Source organism: Pseudomonas sp. 3296, from assembly GCF_031456615.1.
In the GTDB taxonomy this organism is placed as follows: domain Bacteria; phylum Pseudomonadota; class Gammaproteobacteria; order Pseudomonadales; family Pseudomonadaceae; genus Aquipseudomonas; species Aquipseudomonas mucoides.
This window is the reverse complement of the sequence record NZ_JAVDUY010000007.1, coordinates 357917-374567: the sequence shown is the minus strand read 5'-3', so window position 1 is coordinate 374567 and position 16651 is coordinate 357917. Positions and strand designations below refer to the sequence as shown.

The window sequence follows — 16651 nt, the reverse complement described above, 5'->3', positions numbered from 1 at the left end:
CGGCAATCCGTTTCGCAGGTGCAGCATGACCAATCACAACTGGATCGACCTGGCCCAAGACGCCGACACCGGCATCGAGACCCTGCGCGCTCATTTTGAGGGCCACGCTTACGATCCGCACTGGCATGACAGCTATCTGGTGGGGGTCACCGAGCAAGGTGTCCAGCAATTCAATTGTCGGCGCACCCGCCACCAAAGCACGCCGGGCAAGGTGTTTTTGCTCGAGCCGGGCGACATCCACGACGGCGTAGCGCCGACCCAGGAAGGCTTCACCTATCGCATGCTGTACCTCGACCCGCAGTGGCTCGCGCGTGAGCTCAGTGCGGTATTCGAAAATGCCCCCGACAACAGTCAATTGAGTTTCGCCAACACGTTGGCCAGCGACGCACGACTGGCTCATGCCACCAGCCTGGCCTTTCAGACACTGCATGGAGGCGAACTGAAGATCGTGCGCCAGGCCGCTCTCGACGGTTTACTTGGACGCCTGACCAGCCACCTGCACTGGCGCGCCCGCTATGCCGAAGACCCGCGCTTGCCGCTGGTGGCGCAAAAAGCCCGGGAGTACTTGCACGCCAATGCTCAATACGACATCGGCCTTGACCAGGTGGCCGCGGCAACCGGTGTAGACCGGTTCCGCCTGACCCGCGCTTTCAAGGCAGCCTACGGTCTGGCGCCCCATGCCTATCTGGTGCAATTGCGTCTGGCCACTGCCCGACGCCTGTTGGCCCGTGGCGAACAGCCGGCGACGGTGGCGATGGAAATGGGGTTTGCCGACCAGAGTCATCTGGGGCGCTGGTTCGTTCGGGCATATGGTTTGACGCCGGCCATGTACCGCAAGCGCTGCTCAAATCTTCCAGACGCTTGAAACGTACTTTGTGAGGATCAGCTTCTGAAATCATTCACGGAGTCCATTCTCATGTCGTCCACTTTCCTCACGATGTTGCCCTTTGTGCTGTTCGCTTTTGTCGCCTCCATTACGCCGGGGCCGACCAACATTCTGGTCATGAGCAACAGCGCTCGTTATGGTTTCAAAGCCGCATTGCCCATTGTCTTCGGCGCTTGCACGAGCGCGGGCTTGATCGTGTTGGCGGTAGGCAACGGCATTGGTGAAACGTTGGATCAGCTGCCGCTCATTGAGTCTTTTATGAAGTGGACGGGAGTGCTCTGGCTCAGCTATCTGGCCTGGCAGATTTACCGCTCGCCGGCCATGCTCCCCCACACAGAGCACGCCGCACCGCACAAAGTCGGACTTTGGGCCGGTGCCAGCCTGCAACTGGTCAATCCTAAGACCTGGATGATGGCGTTGGCCGTCATCAGCGTGTTTGCAGGCTCCGGGCAAGATCGACAGGTACGAACGCTTTGTCTGTCGATGATCTTTTTTCTGGTTGCGCTGCCGTGCATGGGAACCTGGGCCCTGCTGGGCGCTGGGTCAGCCAAATGGATACGTTCGTCCAGCGCCATGAGACGCTTCAATCGATTCATGGCGTTTTTGCTGTTGGGATCGGCCTGGCTCAGTGTGCTGGCGTAACGTAAACCGGACAGAAAAAAATGCCCCGACCGAGGTCGAGGCATTTTTTCGCTCATTGATTATCAGAAGAAATAGCTCACTCTCAAACTACTGCTCCAGTCCTGATTGACCGTCGTCCCTTGACTGCCGCCCACCTGACCGGACACCTGCCAGTTGCGTTGCGCCGGTGTCCACTTGAGCCCCGCGCCATACTCGATAGAGCTGCTGGCCCGGTCATCATCAAAGCTGTCGTCGTTGATCTTGATTTCGTTGGTTTTCACAAACTCATGGTTGAACGCCGTGGACAGACTCGGCTCCAGTGTGCTGCCGTTATCGAGCGCAATGACGCGGCCGCCACGAATACCCACTTTGCCCTGCAATGAACGCATGGTATCGGCGCTGACTTCGAGGCCATTGTCGAGCTTGTAATTATCGCTTTGAGTGACGCCTGTGGAGACCTGGATTTGAGGTTCGACGAAGTAGTGATTTTTTAGCTGGATATGTTTGCCCACGGCCACCGAACCGCTTGCGCCCAAGGCCTTGTAATCGCCCTTGGCCCTGGAGCCATCACTCATGGTCACTTTGGCTTTGTTATCGAACTGGTTGATTTTGGCCATGACATTGACGAACACACCACTTTCAACATCGAAGGTACTGCCGTAAACCCCGGTATTCAGGCTGTCGACAATGGCACTGGAACCGTACTTCAGATCGATGTTGGTACGGCTCGCGCCGACGAACCCGCCCAGCACCCATGAGCGTCCGCCCAATTCGACGACCGTATCGGCACCACCGGTGATACCGGTCTGGTTCTGGGTGTATCCATCGCCGTAGGCGTTGTCGACGTTGTACTGGTTGCCATAAGTGCGGACCCAAACGCTGTTGCTCAGGTTCACCGCGCCGTCATCCATCGCACGCATCGAGGCGTCGGGGCGGATGCTGAGACTGCGATCGCCCAACTGGTCGTTGAGCATGGCCGCTTCGGCGTTCAGCACGCTGCGCGCGCTGCCGGCCAGTGCCAACGCGGTATTGCTTGAGGTACTGACGGTTTCCTTGTCGGGATTGAGGTACAAACCCTCGCCTTCCTTCGCCAACCGGTACACAAAAGTGCCGGCATCGACGGTGGGGCGATTGGCCAGTGAAAAGCTCGCGTCGCCGGCAGCGATGTTACCGACCTTCACCGGTTCGGCCGTGACCGGCGTAGTGCCGGTCGCAGCGATTTGCAGTTTGAAATCCCCGTTTGCGTTTTGGGCGTTAAGGAAATCGGTGGCGCCGTTGCCGAGATCGGTGCCCATCACGAACGTGCCCTTGCCCGAAAGATTAACCACGTTCAGTTGCTGGAACTGCTCGTTGGTCCCCATGCGAACGACACCATCATTCAATGCAAGATTTTCCAAGGCGCTGTCGCCAGTCATCACCCACTGCGCGGCGTTATTGATATTCACATTGCGGGAATTGTTGATCTGGCCGGTCAACACCGAACCGTTGTCCAGAAGCACGTTGCCATTGGTGCCGGTGACGACATTACCCGTCATGTTGCTGCCATTGTTCAGCGTAAGGCTGGAAACATTGTCGACATTGCCCTTGAGCGTAGAAAGGTTATCCAGCAGCACGCTGCCATTGGCATCGGTGAGCACGTCACCGGTCATACTGCTGCCGTTGTTCAGCGCAAGGCTGACGACATTATCGACGTTGCCGTTGATGACGGAGCCATTGTTCAGGCCCACCGTGGCAGCCGTTCCGGCAACCGCCTGCACATTACCGTTCAACGTGCTGCGGGAATCGAGGCTGACCCGCGTAACGTTCTGCAGATTGCCATCAATAGAGGCTGCGTTTTGCATCAACAGTGCGACGGTGCTGCCGGTATCGGCAATGACATTACCGTTTAATGCACTGGCGTCGACGGTGAGGTTGGCCGTGGAACGATTAGTCGCCAGGAGCGCCGTGCCATTACCGCCGATCAGTTCCGTGCCGTTGAGAACATTGATGGTTGCGACCGATCCCGCAGCACCCGACGAACCCAGCACGATGGCCGAGCCTGTTCCTCCCTCTACGTGAGTATCGTTGAGCGTGACGGTGCTAGCGTTGACACCTGAGGTATCGGTAACGATTTGCAGGCCATCTTGCTCACCGGTAAGTATGCTACCGGTCGCCGAAAGCGTTGCCCCACCCAATTGCACACCGTAACTGGTCGCACCCGTGCCACGAAGGGTCGAGTTTTCGACATCTAACACCGCGAAACCCACCGCGTTTGCGCCTCCCAAAGCGCCGGTGATCGTACTGCCGCCCTTTACCGTGGCACTTGATGATGCGGGCGTGTTGATATTGCGCCCCAACAGCAGACCAAAACTGTTACCGCTGGTGATGGTCGTGTTGTCAATTATGGCACTACTGTCGATCAGTTGAACCGCTCCCCTGCCGGTCGCACTGTTGACGTTGGCTCCAGAGATGTTAAGCACAGAAGTATCCGCACTGATGCGTTGACTCTGGCCACCGTTAAAAACGACGCTGGCATTTTGTGAGTTAATAGACAAGGCATTAGCGTTGTTGATCGTCAGTGTTCCCCCTTGAGATACCCCCCAATCTTCCGGTGCGGGGGGATTTGTCACTACTGCGCTTTCGCCTGGCAAAAGTGTCCTGCTGTAGGCTTCGGGAGTGGAAACGAGAACAGTCGCAAATGCGCTCGCAATCAATGTTTTTTTAAAAAAAACCGGATGTTTTAAACACGAAAATAAATACATGAAGGACTCCTGCACAATTACCCACGATTTTCCGGCAGAATGAAAGCCCCACCAGAAGCGCCAGGCAGCCTAAAGAGAAATATCAAATCCTGATGTAGGAAAAATCTTTATTCATTGGAAAATGATCCTCTACTGACGCGCCCTTAATTAGATCCTGCCCCCATTCAATTGGAAAAGCATCGCAAGGGGGAGGAACTCAAACCTCCTTGCGATGCTAAAAACCACTCAATTATCTAAGCGGCTGGAGTAGCCGTTTGGTCACAATAATTAAAACTATTGCTGATGGTATCCAGTCGTTTGATAACGGGTTCAGATGTTTGCGTCCCATTAATTACGGTTGTATACCAATATTTTCCATAGGCAATCGCTCCGCGTACCGGTTGCGCCGCTTTGAAAACTTCAGGGCTGCCTACGGGTGCCACATCAAGCACATCGGCGGCCTTGATGACATAATCTTGCGAAGCACTCGTATTGGGAATCAACTGAGTACCCGCCAGATCGAGGTAGGCCGCAAAATGCGCTGTAATGGTTTTACCTGGCGGCAGGAGCGGACTCTTTGGAATACGCAAGCCCAGTACGTAGTTGCTTGTAGGGCTGATCATCCCAAAGCACTCGATGAAATCACGATTTGCAGGGTTGCGGATAGCAATCGTAGGCAAAGGTAAAGGAATCGGAATTCCACCTACCGCCACCGACTGCGGAAGGGATGTCATGACGTTCTTGTCAGTACCTGACTTCTGAATCGACCAGTGAGCATTTACTTGCGGAGTAGGAAGTCTGGAAATGAGTGGTGCCGGAATAGGAACTTCAAACCCACGCTCCTCTACAAATGGAACATAATCGGCAATCCACTCATTATTGATATAGCACTTGGCTGTCTGTTCCGGGGTGATATCTGGATCAGTGAGCGCAAATACAACTTTGAATGTACCCGCTTTGTCGCGGTCACCAGGTAGCAAACTATTCGCCGTGCCGGAGGCGCCAGTGACAACGGGTAGTTGCATAGCCGGGTTGTTCAAATCCGGAATATCCGGATTCGGGGGACCGGCGTAGTCAAAGGCCAACATAATGGTCGCTTCTCGCGACTCAACGTCGGGGATCATCCCCGTCCGGGTGATTACAGACTTGATCGTGACGGCCTTTGGCTTGTCGGAATCAGCAAATAGTTGTGCAAGGTCTGTATAAGCAAGAGGGAAAGTCAGATTCGCATTTGCCCATGGTTGTGGAGTAAGTTCTAAATAGTTGGTCGCGTCAGCCGCATCCTCTAGAACCAAATGAACGTGGTCTCCCGGTTCCGCATTTTGGATAAAGGCGTTTTCGACGATCGCAGTAATTCCATCGACGAAATCGTCCAGAAAAAGCGAAGTGCTGTAGTTTGGGTCGGTTTTTGGTACCAGAGGTGCTTTTGTCAGCACCGGTATTTGAGCAAGTGCCAACGTCAGAAAGGCGGTCGACACTGACTCGAGACTACGGTTGCCGGAAACGTCACTCCAGTCATACAGGACATTGACACGCCCGTTCGGGAGTTGACTCAACACGGTATTTGGAATGGAAATAGCACCACTTGCAGGAACTACATCGTCCCAGACCAAAACCCTCTGAGTGCCAGTGCTGGATACGAGCCAGACGCGCAAATGATCGTCCAGACGACGAAGGGCATAACCAACGTTCATTGCCAGATTCAAGTTTGCGTTAGCGGGCAGTGCCCTCCAGGCCTCGTTGACAGTCACTTGCGGATCCGCAGGCCTATTGACAAAAGTAGGAGCTGGAGTTGGCCTTACTTCTCTCCGAGGATTCTTCAGATGGAAAGGCGCAGTCTGGTCACTTGCTACCTCCGTGACATTGGAGGGATCCTCGATACCGCCGCCGCCTTTATAAACTTTTACCTGCACTTCATAGATTGTAGGTCCAGCGGGGGTTGGTTGTTCTAAAAAAAAGCTGGAAGGGATGTTTAATGGAATATTGCCTGCGGGCCTATTGCCAATGGGACCGAGAGGGATCGTACCAACAACTTCTAAAGTGCTGCCTTTAATCCCCACAAGCACATCCACGTCATCTAATTCTTCTTCGTCAAGTGTACGCGCCAGATTGATGGTCAGATTTCCGCTATCCAGCACGCTCTTCGCGATAAGATTATCCACGAGCGTATCAATTGTAATCACTGAAAAAGGCCCGACCTCCTTGACACCAATGGAAAATGGTCGTTGTTTTGGGGGTGATAGTTGAAGTGCCATCGTATTTTCTCCTTGTGCATTAAGGCCATTAGGGCCACTTTCGCCGGGTGTTACTCTGTCTATCTTCACCAAACTTTGTCTCGACTCGCCAATCAACCTCCCCGCTCTAAACACTCTCCAGTTCGCCAGAGCAGAGTCATCGTTAAAAAGAAGTTTTACATGGGGATCGAACGGGATAACGGCGCGATACCCCATATCAATATCTGACTGTTCCAGCGTCTTATCCCAAACGCCATAGGTTCCCGGAACGGGCGGACCAGCTCCGTTCAAACTTGAATAACCTTGCCAGTACACTTTGGCGATATCACCTGGCAATGCATAACCGATAGCATCGGGTATTGCCACTGTGACTCCTGACATCAATGGAGGTACAGTTTTGTTATTCAGGTAGCCCCATAAAGTGGCATCGGGAAAACGCGGTTCTTTCAAACGCAGAGGCGGCGTGTGATCTATGGTCAGCTTTCTGTGTGGCGAAGGATCATCGATACCGCCCGAGCCTTTCCAGATCGTGTAGTACAAGTATGCACTACCGTCCGTAACCAAGTGCTGCGGCGTTAAAATGAAGTATAAGAAAGCGGGTTGTGGCGGACTTAAAAAAACCGTGTACAGCCTTTCCTCAATGCCATTTTGCAACCGGTTTATCCAAAGCTCATCGCCAGGTAGAGGGTTAGGCCAGTAGGGAATAATGATGCGAGTGCCGTTACGCAATATCTCGAGCGGAACATAACCGTCCGGATCATTATCATCAACACCTTCCACTGAAAGTGGTAGCGCAAATAAGCCTTGATCTGGTTCCTTTGATGTATTCGCCGTCATCGTCTTCTAGTTCATCGAGTTGTAGGATACTGAGCGGGTTTATTCTTCGCTTGGGGAGAATTAAGCGCTTAGCCATTGCAGTTGCCTACTGTCAGATCTGACAGGTAGAGCGACCGCTCATCGGATAAATAGGGAGTCCCTATCGCCTGGATGCTTGATCGCACCTTGACGAGGATGCAGGGATTGGTGTTATCTGAAACCGGTTTCAATCGTTTAAAAAAACCTAACAACAAGATCAAACATCGCCATGAACGACTTCTCCGCCGCACAACGCAGCCGCGTCACCATGCTCGACGTCGCCGAACACGCTGGTGTCTCCAAGGCCAGCGTCTCGCGCTTCATCGGCGATGACCGCGCCTTGCTCTCCGATGCCACGGCCTTGCGCATCGAGCAGGCAATTGCCCAACTCGGCTACCGCCCCAACCAGATGGCCCGCGGCCTGAAACGCGGACGCACCCGCCTGATCGGCATGCTCGTGGCCGATATCCGCAACCCTTATTCAATTGCCGTGATGCACGGGGTGGAAACCGCCTGCCGTCAGCACGGCTACAGCCTGGTGGTGTGCAACACCGATCGCGATGACGAGCAGGAACGCCAGCACCTGGCGTTGCTGCGCTCGTACAACATCGAAGGCCTGATCGTGAACACCCTCGGCCATCACCGCGACGAACTACGCGAACTGCATCGCGAAATGCCGATGGTGCTGGTGGATCGCAAAGTCGAGCAGCTTGAGAGCGACCTGGTCGGACTGGACAATCCGGCAGCGGTGGAAATGGCCCTCGCCCATCTACAGCAACGGGGTTATCACGATGTGTTGATGGTGACTGAACCGTTTGACGGCACCAGTTCCCGGATCGAGCGGGTCAGCAGTTTCAAGACGCAGATTGAGCAACGCCCGGCGCTGAAAGGTGCAGTGGTCGAAACCGGTAGCGAGTTGACCGCCCACGTTAAGACCTTCTTGAACACTCCCGGCCCCGGCCTGAAAGCATTGTTTTGCGCCAATGGCATTGCGGCGTTGGCCAGTACGCATTCGTTGCGTGAGTTGCAGTGCAATTTGTTTGCGGACGTAGGGTTGATTGCGCTGGATGACCTGGATTGGTATCCACTGGTGGGCAGCGGGATTACCGCCCTCGCCCAGCCGACGGCCGAGATTGGCGCCAGTGCGTTTGAGTGCCTGCTCAAACGGTTGCGTGGGGAGGCGGGAGCAGTGCGGACACTGGATTTTTCTGCGCGGCTGGTTGTTCGGGGATCAACCCTTGGGAATCTTCGGTGAACGTTATGTTCCCTTCAATCAGCCAGCTTTTTTTGAACAAAAATGAAACCGGTTTCAGAGGTATAAAAACAATGAACACACCCCCCGTTTCCATCAGCCTGTCCAGCTACGGCGCAGACCTTGTGCGCCAACGCGGCCAAGGCAGTTTTATCGATGTGCTGGCCGCCGCCGGCGCTACGCGCATTGAATGGCGCGAAGAGCTGCTGACCGATGAAAACCCGGTGCAACTGGCCGACAACAGCCACGCCCAAGGTCTGGAAAGCATCTATTCATCGCCCATGGAGCTGTGGCTGGCCGGTCAGTCAAAACCCAATCCCGAATTGACCGCGACCCTGGAGCGTGCCCAAGCGTTCGGCGCCAAGTGGCTGAAAGTTTCCCTGGGTTACTTCACCGACAACAATGATCTTCAAGCATTGAACCGCGTCCTCTTGCGCAGCCCCGTGCAACTGCTGGTGGAAAACGACCAGACCTTGCACGGCGGTCGCATCGAACCCTTTCAGCGCTTTTTCACTCAAGTTGAACACCATCACCTGCCGATCCAAATGACCTTCGACATCGGCAACTGGCACTGGCAGGACCAATCCGCCGCCAGCGCCGCACGGTTGCTCGGTCGGCATGTCGGTTACGTGCACTGCAAAGCCGTGACCCGCCGGGCCGACGGAAAACTGGTTGCGATCCCGCCAACCGCCAATGATGTGCACGAATGGGAACACCTGCTGCGACACATGGCCCAAGGCGTTATGCGGGCGGCGGAATACCCGCTGCAAGGCGATGACCTGATGCAACTGACCACCGAACACGTCGCTGCCCTCGCCCGCCTTGGCCAATCCCGGTTGGAGAACGCTCATGTCTGAGTTCGATATCCTCTCGTTCGGTGAAACCATGGCGATGTTTGTCGCCGAGCAAAGCGGTGATCTGGCCGACGTCGGCCAGTTCCACAAACGTATTGCCGGCGCGGACAGCAACGTCGCGATTGGCCTGTCACGGCTCGGTTTCAACGTGGCATGGCTGAGTCGAGTGGGTGCCGATTCATTGGGCCGATTTGTCGTCGATACGCTGCGCAAAGAAGGCCTGGATTGCCGCAACGTCGCCATCGACGCGGCGCATCCGACCGGTTTCCAACTCAAGTCCCGTGCCGACGATGGCAGCGATCCGGCAGTCGAGTATTTCCGGCGTGGTTCGGCCGCCAGTCACTTGTCGGTGCAATCGATCTCCTCGTCATTGCTCGACGCCCGGCACTTGCACGCCACCGGCATTCCACCGGCGCTGTCTGCATCTGCCCGGGAAATGTCCTTCGAACTGATGACCCGCATGCGCAATGCCGGACGCAGCGTGTCGTTCGACCCGAACCTGCGCCCGAGCCTGTGGGCCAGCGAGCAACAGATGATTACCGAAATCAACCGCCTCGCCGCCCTCGCCCATTGGGTGCTGCCGGGGTTGAGTGAAGGTCGATTGCTGACCGGGTTTGAAGACCCGGCGGACATTGCGGCGTTTTATCTGGATCTGGGTGTTGAAGCGGTGGCGATCAAACTCGGTCCGCACGGAGCCTATTACCGCACGCAGCTGAATGAGGGGTTTGTCGCAGGTGTGCCGGTAAAAAACGTGGTTGATACGGTCGGCGCAGGTGATGGCTTTGCCGTCGGCTTGATCAGCGCGCTGCTGGAGAACCATAGCGTTGCCGACGCAGTGCGGCGTGCCAACTGGATTGGCAGTCGTGCGGTGCAGAGCCGTGGGGATATGGAAGGGTTGCCGACCCGGCTGGAATTATCTGCTGAATTTGAGGGCGTCAATCGCGAGCAAGCTGTGCTCCCACACGCGTTGTAGGAGCACAGCTTGCTCGCGATGAGATCCGCACACATGTTGAAGATGTAACTACCTGCTGCGACAAAAACAACAAGCTCAGGAGCACTACCCATGAAAACCGCTTCACTCGCCACCCGCCGCTGGTGGTACATCATGCCCATCGTGTTCATCACCTATAGCCTGGCGTATCTGGACCGCGCCAACTACGGCTTCGCCGCCGCCTCGGGTATGGCCGCCGACCTGATGATCACGCCGGGCCTGTCGTCGATGCTCGGCGCGCTGTTCTTCCTTGGATACTTTTTCTTCCAGGTGCCGGGCGCGATCTATGCCCAGAAACACAGCGTCAAGAAGCTGATTTTCGTCAGCCTGATCCTCTGGGGTGGCCTCGCGACGCTGACCGGGGTCGTCTCCAACGCCTACTGGCTGGTCGTCATTCGATTCATGCTCGGCGTGGTTGAAGCCGCAGTCATGCCGGCGATGCTGGTCTATCTGTGCCACTGGTTCACCCGTGCCGAACGCTCACGGGCCAACACGTTCCTGATCCTCGGCAACCCGGTCACCATGCTCTGGATGTCGGTGGTGTCGGGCTATCTGGTGCAGCATTTCAGCTGGCGCTGGATGTTCATCATCGAAGGTTTGCCGGCAGTGCTGTGGGCATTTATCTGGTGGCGCCTGGCGGACGATCGTCCGGCACAGGCCAAGTGGCTCAGCGATCAGGAGAAGCAGGACCTGGAAAGCGCCCTCGCCGCCGAACAGGTCGGCATCAAAGCAGTGAAGAACTACGCCGAAGCCTTTCGCTCGCCTAAGGTGATCATCCTGGCATTGCAGTTTTTCTGCTGGAGCATTGGCGTTTACGGCTTCGTGCTGTGGCTGCCGTCGATCCTCAAGGCCGGTGCGCAAATGGACATGATCGAAGCCGGTTGGCTCTCGGCGCTGCCGTATCTGGCCGCAGTGATCGGCATGCTGCTGGTGTCGTGGGGCTCGGACAAACTGCAGAAGCGCAAACGCTTCGTCTGGCCGCCGCTGCTGATTGCCTCCCTTGCGTTCTACGGTTCCTACGCCTTGGGCGCCGAACATTTCTGGTGGTCCTACACCCTGCTGGTGATTGCCGGCGCCTGCATGTATGCGCCGTATGGACCGTTTTTCGCCATCGTCCCCGAAATCCTTCCGGCCAACGTGGCGGGCGGTGCCATGGCATTGATCAACAGCATGGGCGCGCTCGGCTCGTTTGGCGGCTCCTATCTGGTCGGTTACCTGAACAGCTCCACCGGCTCGCCCGGCGCTTCTTATTTGCTGATGAGCGGCGCGTTGATGCTCTCGGTGGTGCTGACGATGTTCCTCAAGCCCGGCGCCAGTGACCGCGTCGTGGCCAAGGCCGATACGCAACGGCCAGTGACGGCTCACCCTTGAACATGAAGTTGAGATGATGACGATGAAAAAGCAGGTCGTGCTGTACAAGAAACTCTCGCCGCTGTTGATGGCTCGCCTGCATGAGCACACCGACGTGACGCTGATCGATAACCTCAACCCGGAAGGCATTGCACAACTGCGCGATGCCCTGCCCCGCGCCCAGGGTTTACTCGGCGCGAGCCTGAAACTGGACGCGCAATTATTGGACCTGGCGCCGAATCTGGAAGCCATCGCCAGCGTCTCGGTCGGTGTCGACAATTACGATATCGACTACCTGACCGAGCGCCGCATCTTGCTGAGCAACACGCCGGATGTACTGACTGAAACCACGGCGGACACCGGTTTCGCGTTGATTCTGGCGACCGCCCGGCGCGTGGTGGAATTGGCCAACATGGTTCGCAACGGCCAATGGCAACGCAACATTGGCCCGGTGCATTTCGGCACGGACGTGCATGGCAAGACGCTGGGCATCATCGGCATGGGCCGTATTGGTGAAGCCTTGGCTCAGCGCGGGCATTTCGGATTTGGCATGCCGGTCATCTATCACAGTCATTCGCCGAAACCGGCGGTGGAAGCGCGTTTCGATGCACAGTACCGCAGCCTGAAGGAGCTTTTGCAGCAAGCTGATTTCATTTGCCTGACCTTGCCGCTAACGGCTGAAACCGAAGGGCTGATCGGCGCCGAGGAGTTCGCCTTGATGCGCCCGGAAAGCATTTTCATCAACATTTCCCGGGGCAAGGTGGTGGACGAAGCAGCGCTGATCGAGGCGCTGCGTACAGGACAGATTCGGGCGGCTGGGCTGGATGTTTTTGAGCGTGAACCGCTGCAGGCGGACTCGCCGTTGATGACGTTGAATAACGTAGTGGCGACCCCGCACATAGGGTCCGCGACGGATGAGACGCGGGAGGCGATGGCGCGGTGTGCGGTGGATAATCTGCTGATGGCGTTGGCTGGAGAACGGCCGAAAAACCTGGTGAATGCCGGGGTGTGGCAGGCTTAAGACATTTCCGGCAGCCATCGCGAGCAAGCTCACTCCCACATTGGATCTGTGGCGTTCCCCCCCCTCTGTGGGAGTGAGCTTGACGCGATGAGACCGGGACAGACACCACAATAACTTCAGGCTCTACGCGCCTCCAGCAGGTCCGCTGCACACAACGCAATCCGTCGGCACGCATCCGCCAGTTTCACCTGATCCACCACCAACCCGATCCGGATATGCCCCGCCGCACTCGGCCCGAACGCCTCCCCGGCCAGCACCGAGACGCCGTACCCCTCCAGCAACCGTTCGGCAAACCCCTGGGCGCCGAGCCCGGTCTGGCGCACATCGACCATCACAAACATGCCGCCATCCGGACGGATCGGCTTGATGCCGGGGCATCCGCTCAACCGTGCGCACACCAGATCCCGACGCTGACGATATTCCTCACGCATCAGCGCTACTTCCGGCAAGTTTTGATCCAGCGCCAATTGCGCGGCGTTCTGGATGAAATCAGGAATCCCGAACAGCATGCACAACGACAGATTCACCAGGTGCTCGGCCATGGGTTTAGGCCCGATCGACCACCCCACGCGCCAGCCGCTCATGGCGTGGGATTTGGACAGGCTGTTGATGGTTGCGGTGCGCTCGGCCATGCCCGGCAAACTCGCCGGGCTGATGTGTTCGCCCTCGAACAACAAGTCGCTGTAGACCTCGTCGCTGATCAGCCACAGTTCATGGCGCACGCACAATGCTGCCAGCGCTTGCCAGGTGGTGAGCGGCAAACTCGCTCCGGAGGGGTTGTTGGGACTGTTGAGCAGGATGACGCGGGTTTTCGGCGTAATCAGTGCCGCCACGTCTGCCGGGGCGACGCGAAAGCCGTTCTCCGGTCGCACTGCGACGGGCACTACTTTGGCGGCGCAAGCGCCAAACACACCTTCATAGGTCACGTACATCGGTTCGGCGACGATCACTTCATCACCCGGATCGAGCAGGCATTGCGCGACCGAGTACACCGCGCATTGCGCTCCCGGAAACACGATGACATGGTCGGCGTCAACGCCTTGTCCACTGCGCTGGCGATGGCGCCGCGCAATGCTGCTGCGCAGCCCACGACTGCCGCGCACGTCCGGGTAATGGGTGTCGCCGGCCCGCAAGCTATCGATCGCGGCCTGGACAATCGGTGGCGGTGTGTCGAAATCCGGGTCGCCGATCGACAGCAGTAGCACGTCAATGCCCTGCTCGCGCATGTTCAGCGCTCGGTCATGAATCTGCCAGGCTGCCGCTCCGTCGCCGGCGATTCGTTGGGTCAAGGCTGAATAGCGCATGTGATTCTCCTGTCGCGCGCGGACTCCCAGCCTTCACCCTATCTCAAATCACAAAACGCGCCAGCTATTTGGCATCAGCGAGGACTCGCTGAGTGAAACTCGACAATTTGAAAGCGTTTCTCGACCTTGTCCAGCTGACAGATCTGACAGTAGACGAGCATCGTTTAAGGCCGCTAAATGATCGCAGGAATGTCGACTTTCGATGAAGTTTCCTTTCACAATCCCCTAGCCATGGAGTATCGAAATGTCGAAATTCAATGAAACATCTCATCCAGGTTTCCAGAAAAACACCGTTAATGAAACTCCGCGCACCTCGCAAATTCCTCCTCAACTACCTGTATTACCAGAGGAAGTGCTGACTAAAGGCGTCACTCCTGAATACCTCGCAGCACACGACGACGAGTTGAAAGTTACTATAAAACCCTATGTTGATAAATCGTATGACTACGTCGAGTTAACATTTGGTATACCGCCCAACCATTATACTGCTCTTGCGCACCTTTCCACCTCGGCCCCTGACACGATTGTCATATTCTCGACTGGCAACATCACAAGGATTGGCAACGGCATACAACCGATGTCCTATAAATTGTTCAAGTTGGCAGATGACAGTAAATCGCCAGAGTCGCCGAAATCGTCAGAGTCGCCAGTGTCGCTCATTCAAAACGTCACAGTAAAGGGCATGTAAATGCAAATAGGCTATAGGGTCATTTCTCAAACTTAGAACCGCACGGCAAATTAAAATTGGAGCACAAAACGGCTCCAATTTTATGCCTCTGCTTCGACTCAACGATTCAAATCACGAAACGCGCAACCATCGCATTCAAATCAACCGCCAGGCGCGACAGTTCATGGGTGGCGACGCTAGTCTGGTTGGCGCCGGTCGCCGACTGCGTAGCCAGGTCGCGAATGTTCACCAGGTTGCGGTCGACCTCGCGGGACACCTGGGCTTGCTCTTCCGACGCGCTGGCGATCACCAGGTTGCGTTCGTTGATCAAATGGATCGACTGGGTAATTTGCTCCAGTGCCACTCCGGCGGCCCGGGCCATTTCCAGGGTGCTTTGGGTTCGCTGATTGCTTTGCTGCATCGACGAAACCGCTTCGCCGGTGCCGTTCTGAATGCCGGCGACCATTTTTTCGATTTCCTGAGTCGATTGCGCGGTGCGATGAGCCAATGCCCGCACCTCGTCTGCCACCACGGCGAAACCTCGTCCGGCTTCACCGGCACGGGCGGCTTCGATGGCAGCGTTGAGTGCCAAGAGGTTGGTTTGTTCGGCGATGGCGCGGATCACGTCCAGTACCTTGCCGATATCACGGCCCTGCGCGGCCAGCCCTTCGATCATCACCGAGGTGTTTTGTACGTCGTGGGTCATGGTCTGGATCGCGTTGACGGTTTCCACTACCCGGTCACGGCCTTCGCGAGCAGCCTGGGTCGACTGGCTGGAAGCTTCCGAGGTCGACACCGCGTTGCGCGCGACCTCTTCCACGGCGGCGGTCATTTCGTTGACGGCGGTGGCGGCTTGTTCGATTTCGTTGTTTTGCTGTTGCAGGCCGCGCGAGGCTTCCTCGGTCACGGTGCTGAGTTCCTCTGCGGCGGCGCCCAGTTGCGTGGCAGAACCGGCGATCTGTTCGATGGTTTTGCGCAGGTTGGTTTGCATGGCCGCCAAGGCGCCGAGCAAACGGGCCGGTTCGTCCTTGCCGTCAATCTCGATGACTTTGGTCAGGTTGCCACCGGCGATGGTTTCGGCCGCCTGCACCGCGCGGTTCAGCGGGGTGACGATGCTGCGGGTCAGCAGCCAGGCCAGCAGCACAGTCATAAGCGACGCCAGCACCGCTACCAGAATGATGCCGTACACAGCGGTGTTGTAGTTATCTTCGGCGGTGACACCGGCCATTTTCGCAGCCTCATTGTTATAGGCCACCAGCTTATTCAGCTGTTCGCCCATCAGGTCGGTGCCGTCCTTGATCCGCGTATTGATCAAGGTGCGCATCTCATCAACCTTGTTCTGACGCGAAAGGTCCATCATTTCGCGCTGTGCCTGCATGTAATTGTCCAGCGTCGCGCTGAACACTTTATACAGCGCCGCTTCGTCCGGGCCTGCCGGCAACTCGGCATAGCTGGCCTGCGCCTTGCGCGCCTTGTCGGTGAGCACGGCAATGCGGGTTTCGGCTTCCTGCAGGCTGGCCGGTTCACGGTTGACAAGAATCCGGAACGACAAAATGCGCATGCGCAGAATATTTTCGGTGACATTGCCCAGGTAGCTGACGCTGGGCAGTTGGGTACTGCTCATGTCGATCGAGGATTGACGGATGATCGACATACGGTTCACGGCAAACACACCCAGCACGATGACGAGCAAGGCAATGAAAGCAAAACCGAGGAAGGCGCGAGGCGCGATGTTCAGATTACGCAGTGACATAGGTGGATTCTCGGGTGATTGAGGCTGCGAGCATCCTTGCCGGAAATCACTGAAGGGGCATTGGTCCGTACCTTCAGCTCGGCGCCACTGTCGAATCGGGTGTGTGAGCGTCTATAGGCTGTATCGGCCGGGGATGAGGAATT

General features: G+C 56.7%; 12 protein-coding genes. 8 read left to right on the top strand and 4 right to left on the bottom strand.

Annotated elements, in window-relative coordinates; all coding sequences use genetic code 11:
- Nucleotides 1-25 precede the first annotated feature (25 nt).
- Together J2X66_RS21055 and J2X66_RS21050 are read left to right on the top strand one after the other, a co-directional pair.
- On the top strand, nt 26-865 hold the full coding sequence (locus tag J2X66_RS21055; protein WP_310267968.1) for an AraC family transcriptional regulator: 840 nt from the start codon (nt 26-28) through the stop codon (nt 863-865).
- Between the two features lie 51 nt (nt 866-916).
- Complete coding sequence (locus J2X66_RS21050; protein WP_310267966.1) at nt 917-1528, top strand: LysE family translocator; 612 nt, start codon at nt 917-919, stop codon at nt 1526-1528.
- A 62-nt stretch (nt 1529-1590) separates the two neighbouring features.
- Here the strand turns inward: J2X66_RS21050 and J2X66_RS21045 are convergent, their stop codons facing one another.
- A complete protein-coding gene (locus J2X66_RS21045) occupies nt 1591-4248 on the bottom strand; it encodes an autotransporter outer membrane beta-barrel domain-containing protein (protein WP_310267962.1) in 2658 nt (885 codons plus the stop codon).
- Between the two features lie 233 nt (nt 4249-4481).
- Nucleotides 4482-7298: a hypothetical protein gene (locus J2X66_RS21040; protein ID WP_310267959.1), complete on the bottom strand. Its 2817-nt coding sequence runs from the start codon at nt 7296-7298 to the stop codon at nt 4482-4484.
- Nucleotides 7299-7545: 247 nt separating this feature from the next.
- Between J2X66_RS21040 and J2X66_RS21035 the strand changes: the two genes are divergently transcribed.
- From J2X66_RS21035 to J2X66_RS21015, 5 genes are all read left to right on the top strand, one after another.
- A complete protein-coding gene (locus tag J2X66_RS21035) occupies nt 7546-8571 on the top strand; it encodes a LacI family DNA-binding transcriptional regulator (protein ID WP_310267956.1) in 1026 nt (341 codons plus the stop codon).
- Nucleotides 8572-8642: 71 nt separating this feature from the next.
- Nucleotides 8643-9425 carry a TIM barrel protein gene (locus tag J2X66_RS21030; protein ID WP_310267954.1) on the top strand — a complete coding sequence of 261 codons (783 nt, stop codon included), beginning with the start codon at nt 8643-8645 and terminating at the stop codon, nt 9423-9425.
- The gene (locus tag J2X66_RS21025) at nt 9418-10395 is read left to right on the top strand and encodes a sugar kinase (RefSeq protein ID WP_310267951.1); all 978 of its coding nucleotides are present in this window, start codon (nt 9418-9420) and stop codon (nt 10393-10395) included. The genes J2X66_RS21030 and J2X66_RS21025 overlap by 8 nt, the downstream gene beginning before the upstream one ends.
- Before the next feature lie 90 nt (nt 10396-10485).
- A complete protein-coding gene (locus J2X66_RS21020) occupies nt 10486-11784 on the top strand; it encodes an MFS transporter (RefSeq protein WP_310267948.1) in 1299 nt (432 codons plus the stop codon).
- 22 nt (nt 11785-11806) lie between these two features.
- Nucleotides 11807-12784 (top strand): NAD(P)-dependent oxidoreductase, encoded by a 978-nt coding sequence (locus tag J2X66_RS21015; protein ID WP_310268390.1) that lies wholly within the window; start codon nt 11807-11809, stop codon nt 12782-12784.
- Between the two features lie 116 nt (nt 12785-12900).
- Here the strand turns inward: J2X66_RS21015 and J2X66_RS21010 are convergent, their stop codons facing one another.
- On the bottom strand, nt 12901-14088 hold the full coding sequence (locus tag J2X66_RS21010) for an aminotransferase class I/II-fold pyridoxal phosphate-dependent enzyme (protein WP_310267945.1): 1188 nt from the start codon (nt 14086-14088) through the stop codon (nt 12901-12903).
- A gap of 244 nt (nt 14089-14332) precedes the next feature.
- Here J2X66_RS21010 and J2X66_RS21005 point away from each other — a divergent pair, with 244 nt between their 5' ends.
- Nucleotides 14333-14776, top strand: coding sequence for a hypothetical protein (locus J2X66_RS21005; protein ID WP_310267942.1), 444 nt, complete (start codon nt 14333-14335; stop codon nt 14774-14776).
- 106 nt (nt 14777-14882) lie between these two features.
- Here J2X66_RS21005 and J2X66_RS21000 read toward each other — a convergent pair whose 3' ends face one another.
- On the bottom strand, nt 14883-16508 hold the full coding sequence (locus tag J2X66_RS21000) for a methyl-accepting chemotaxis protein (RefSeq protein ID WP_310267938.1): 1626 nt from the start codon (nt 16506-16508) through the stop codon (nt 14883-14885).
- Nucleotides 16509-16651: the final 143 nt, after the last annotated feature.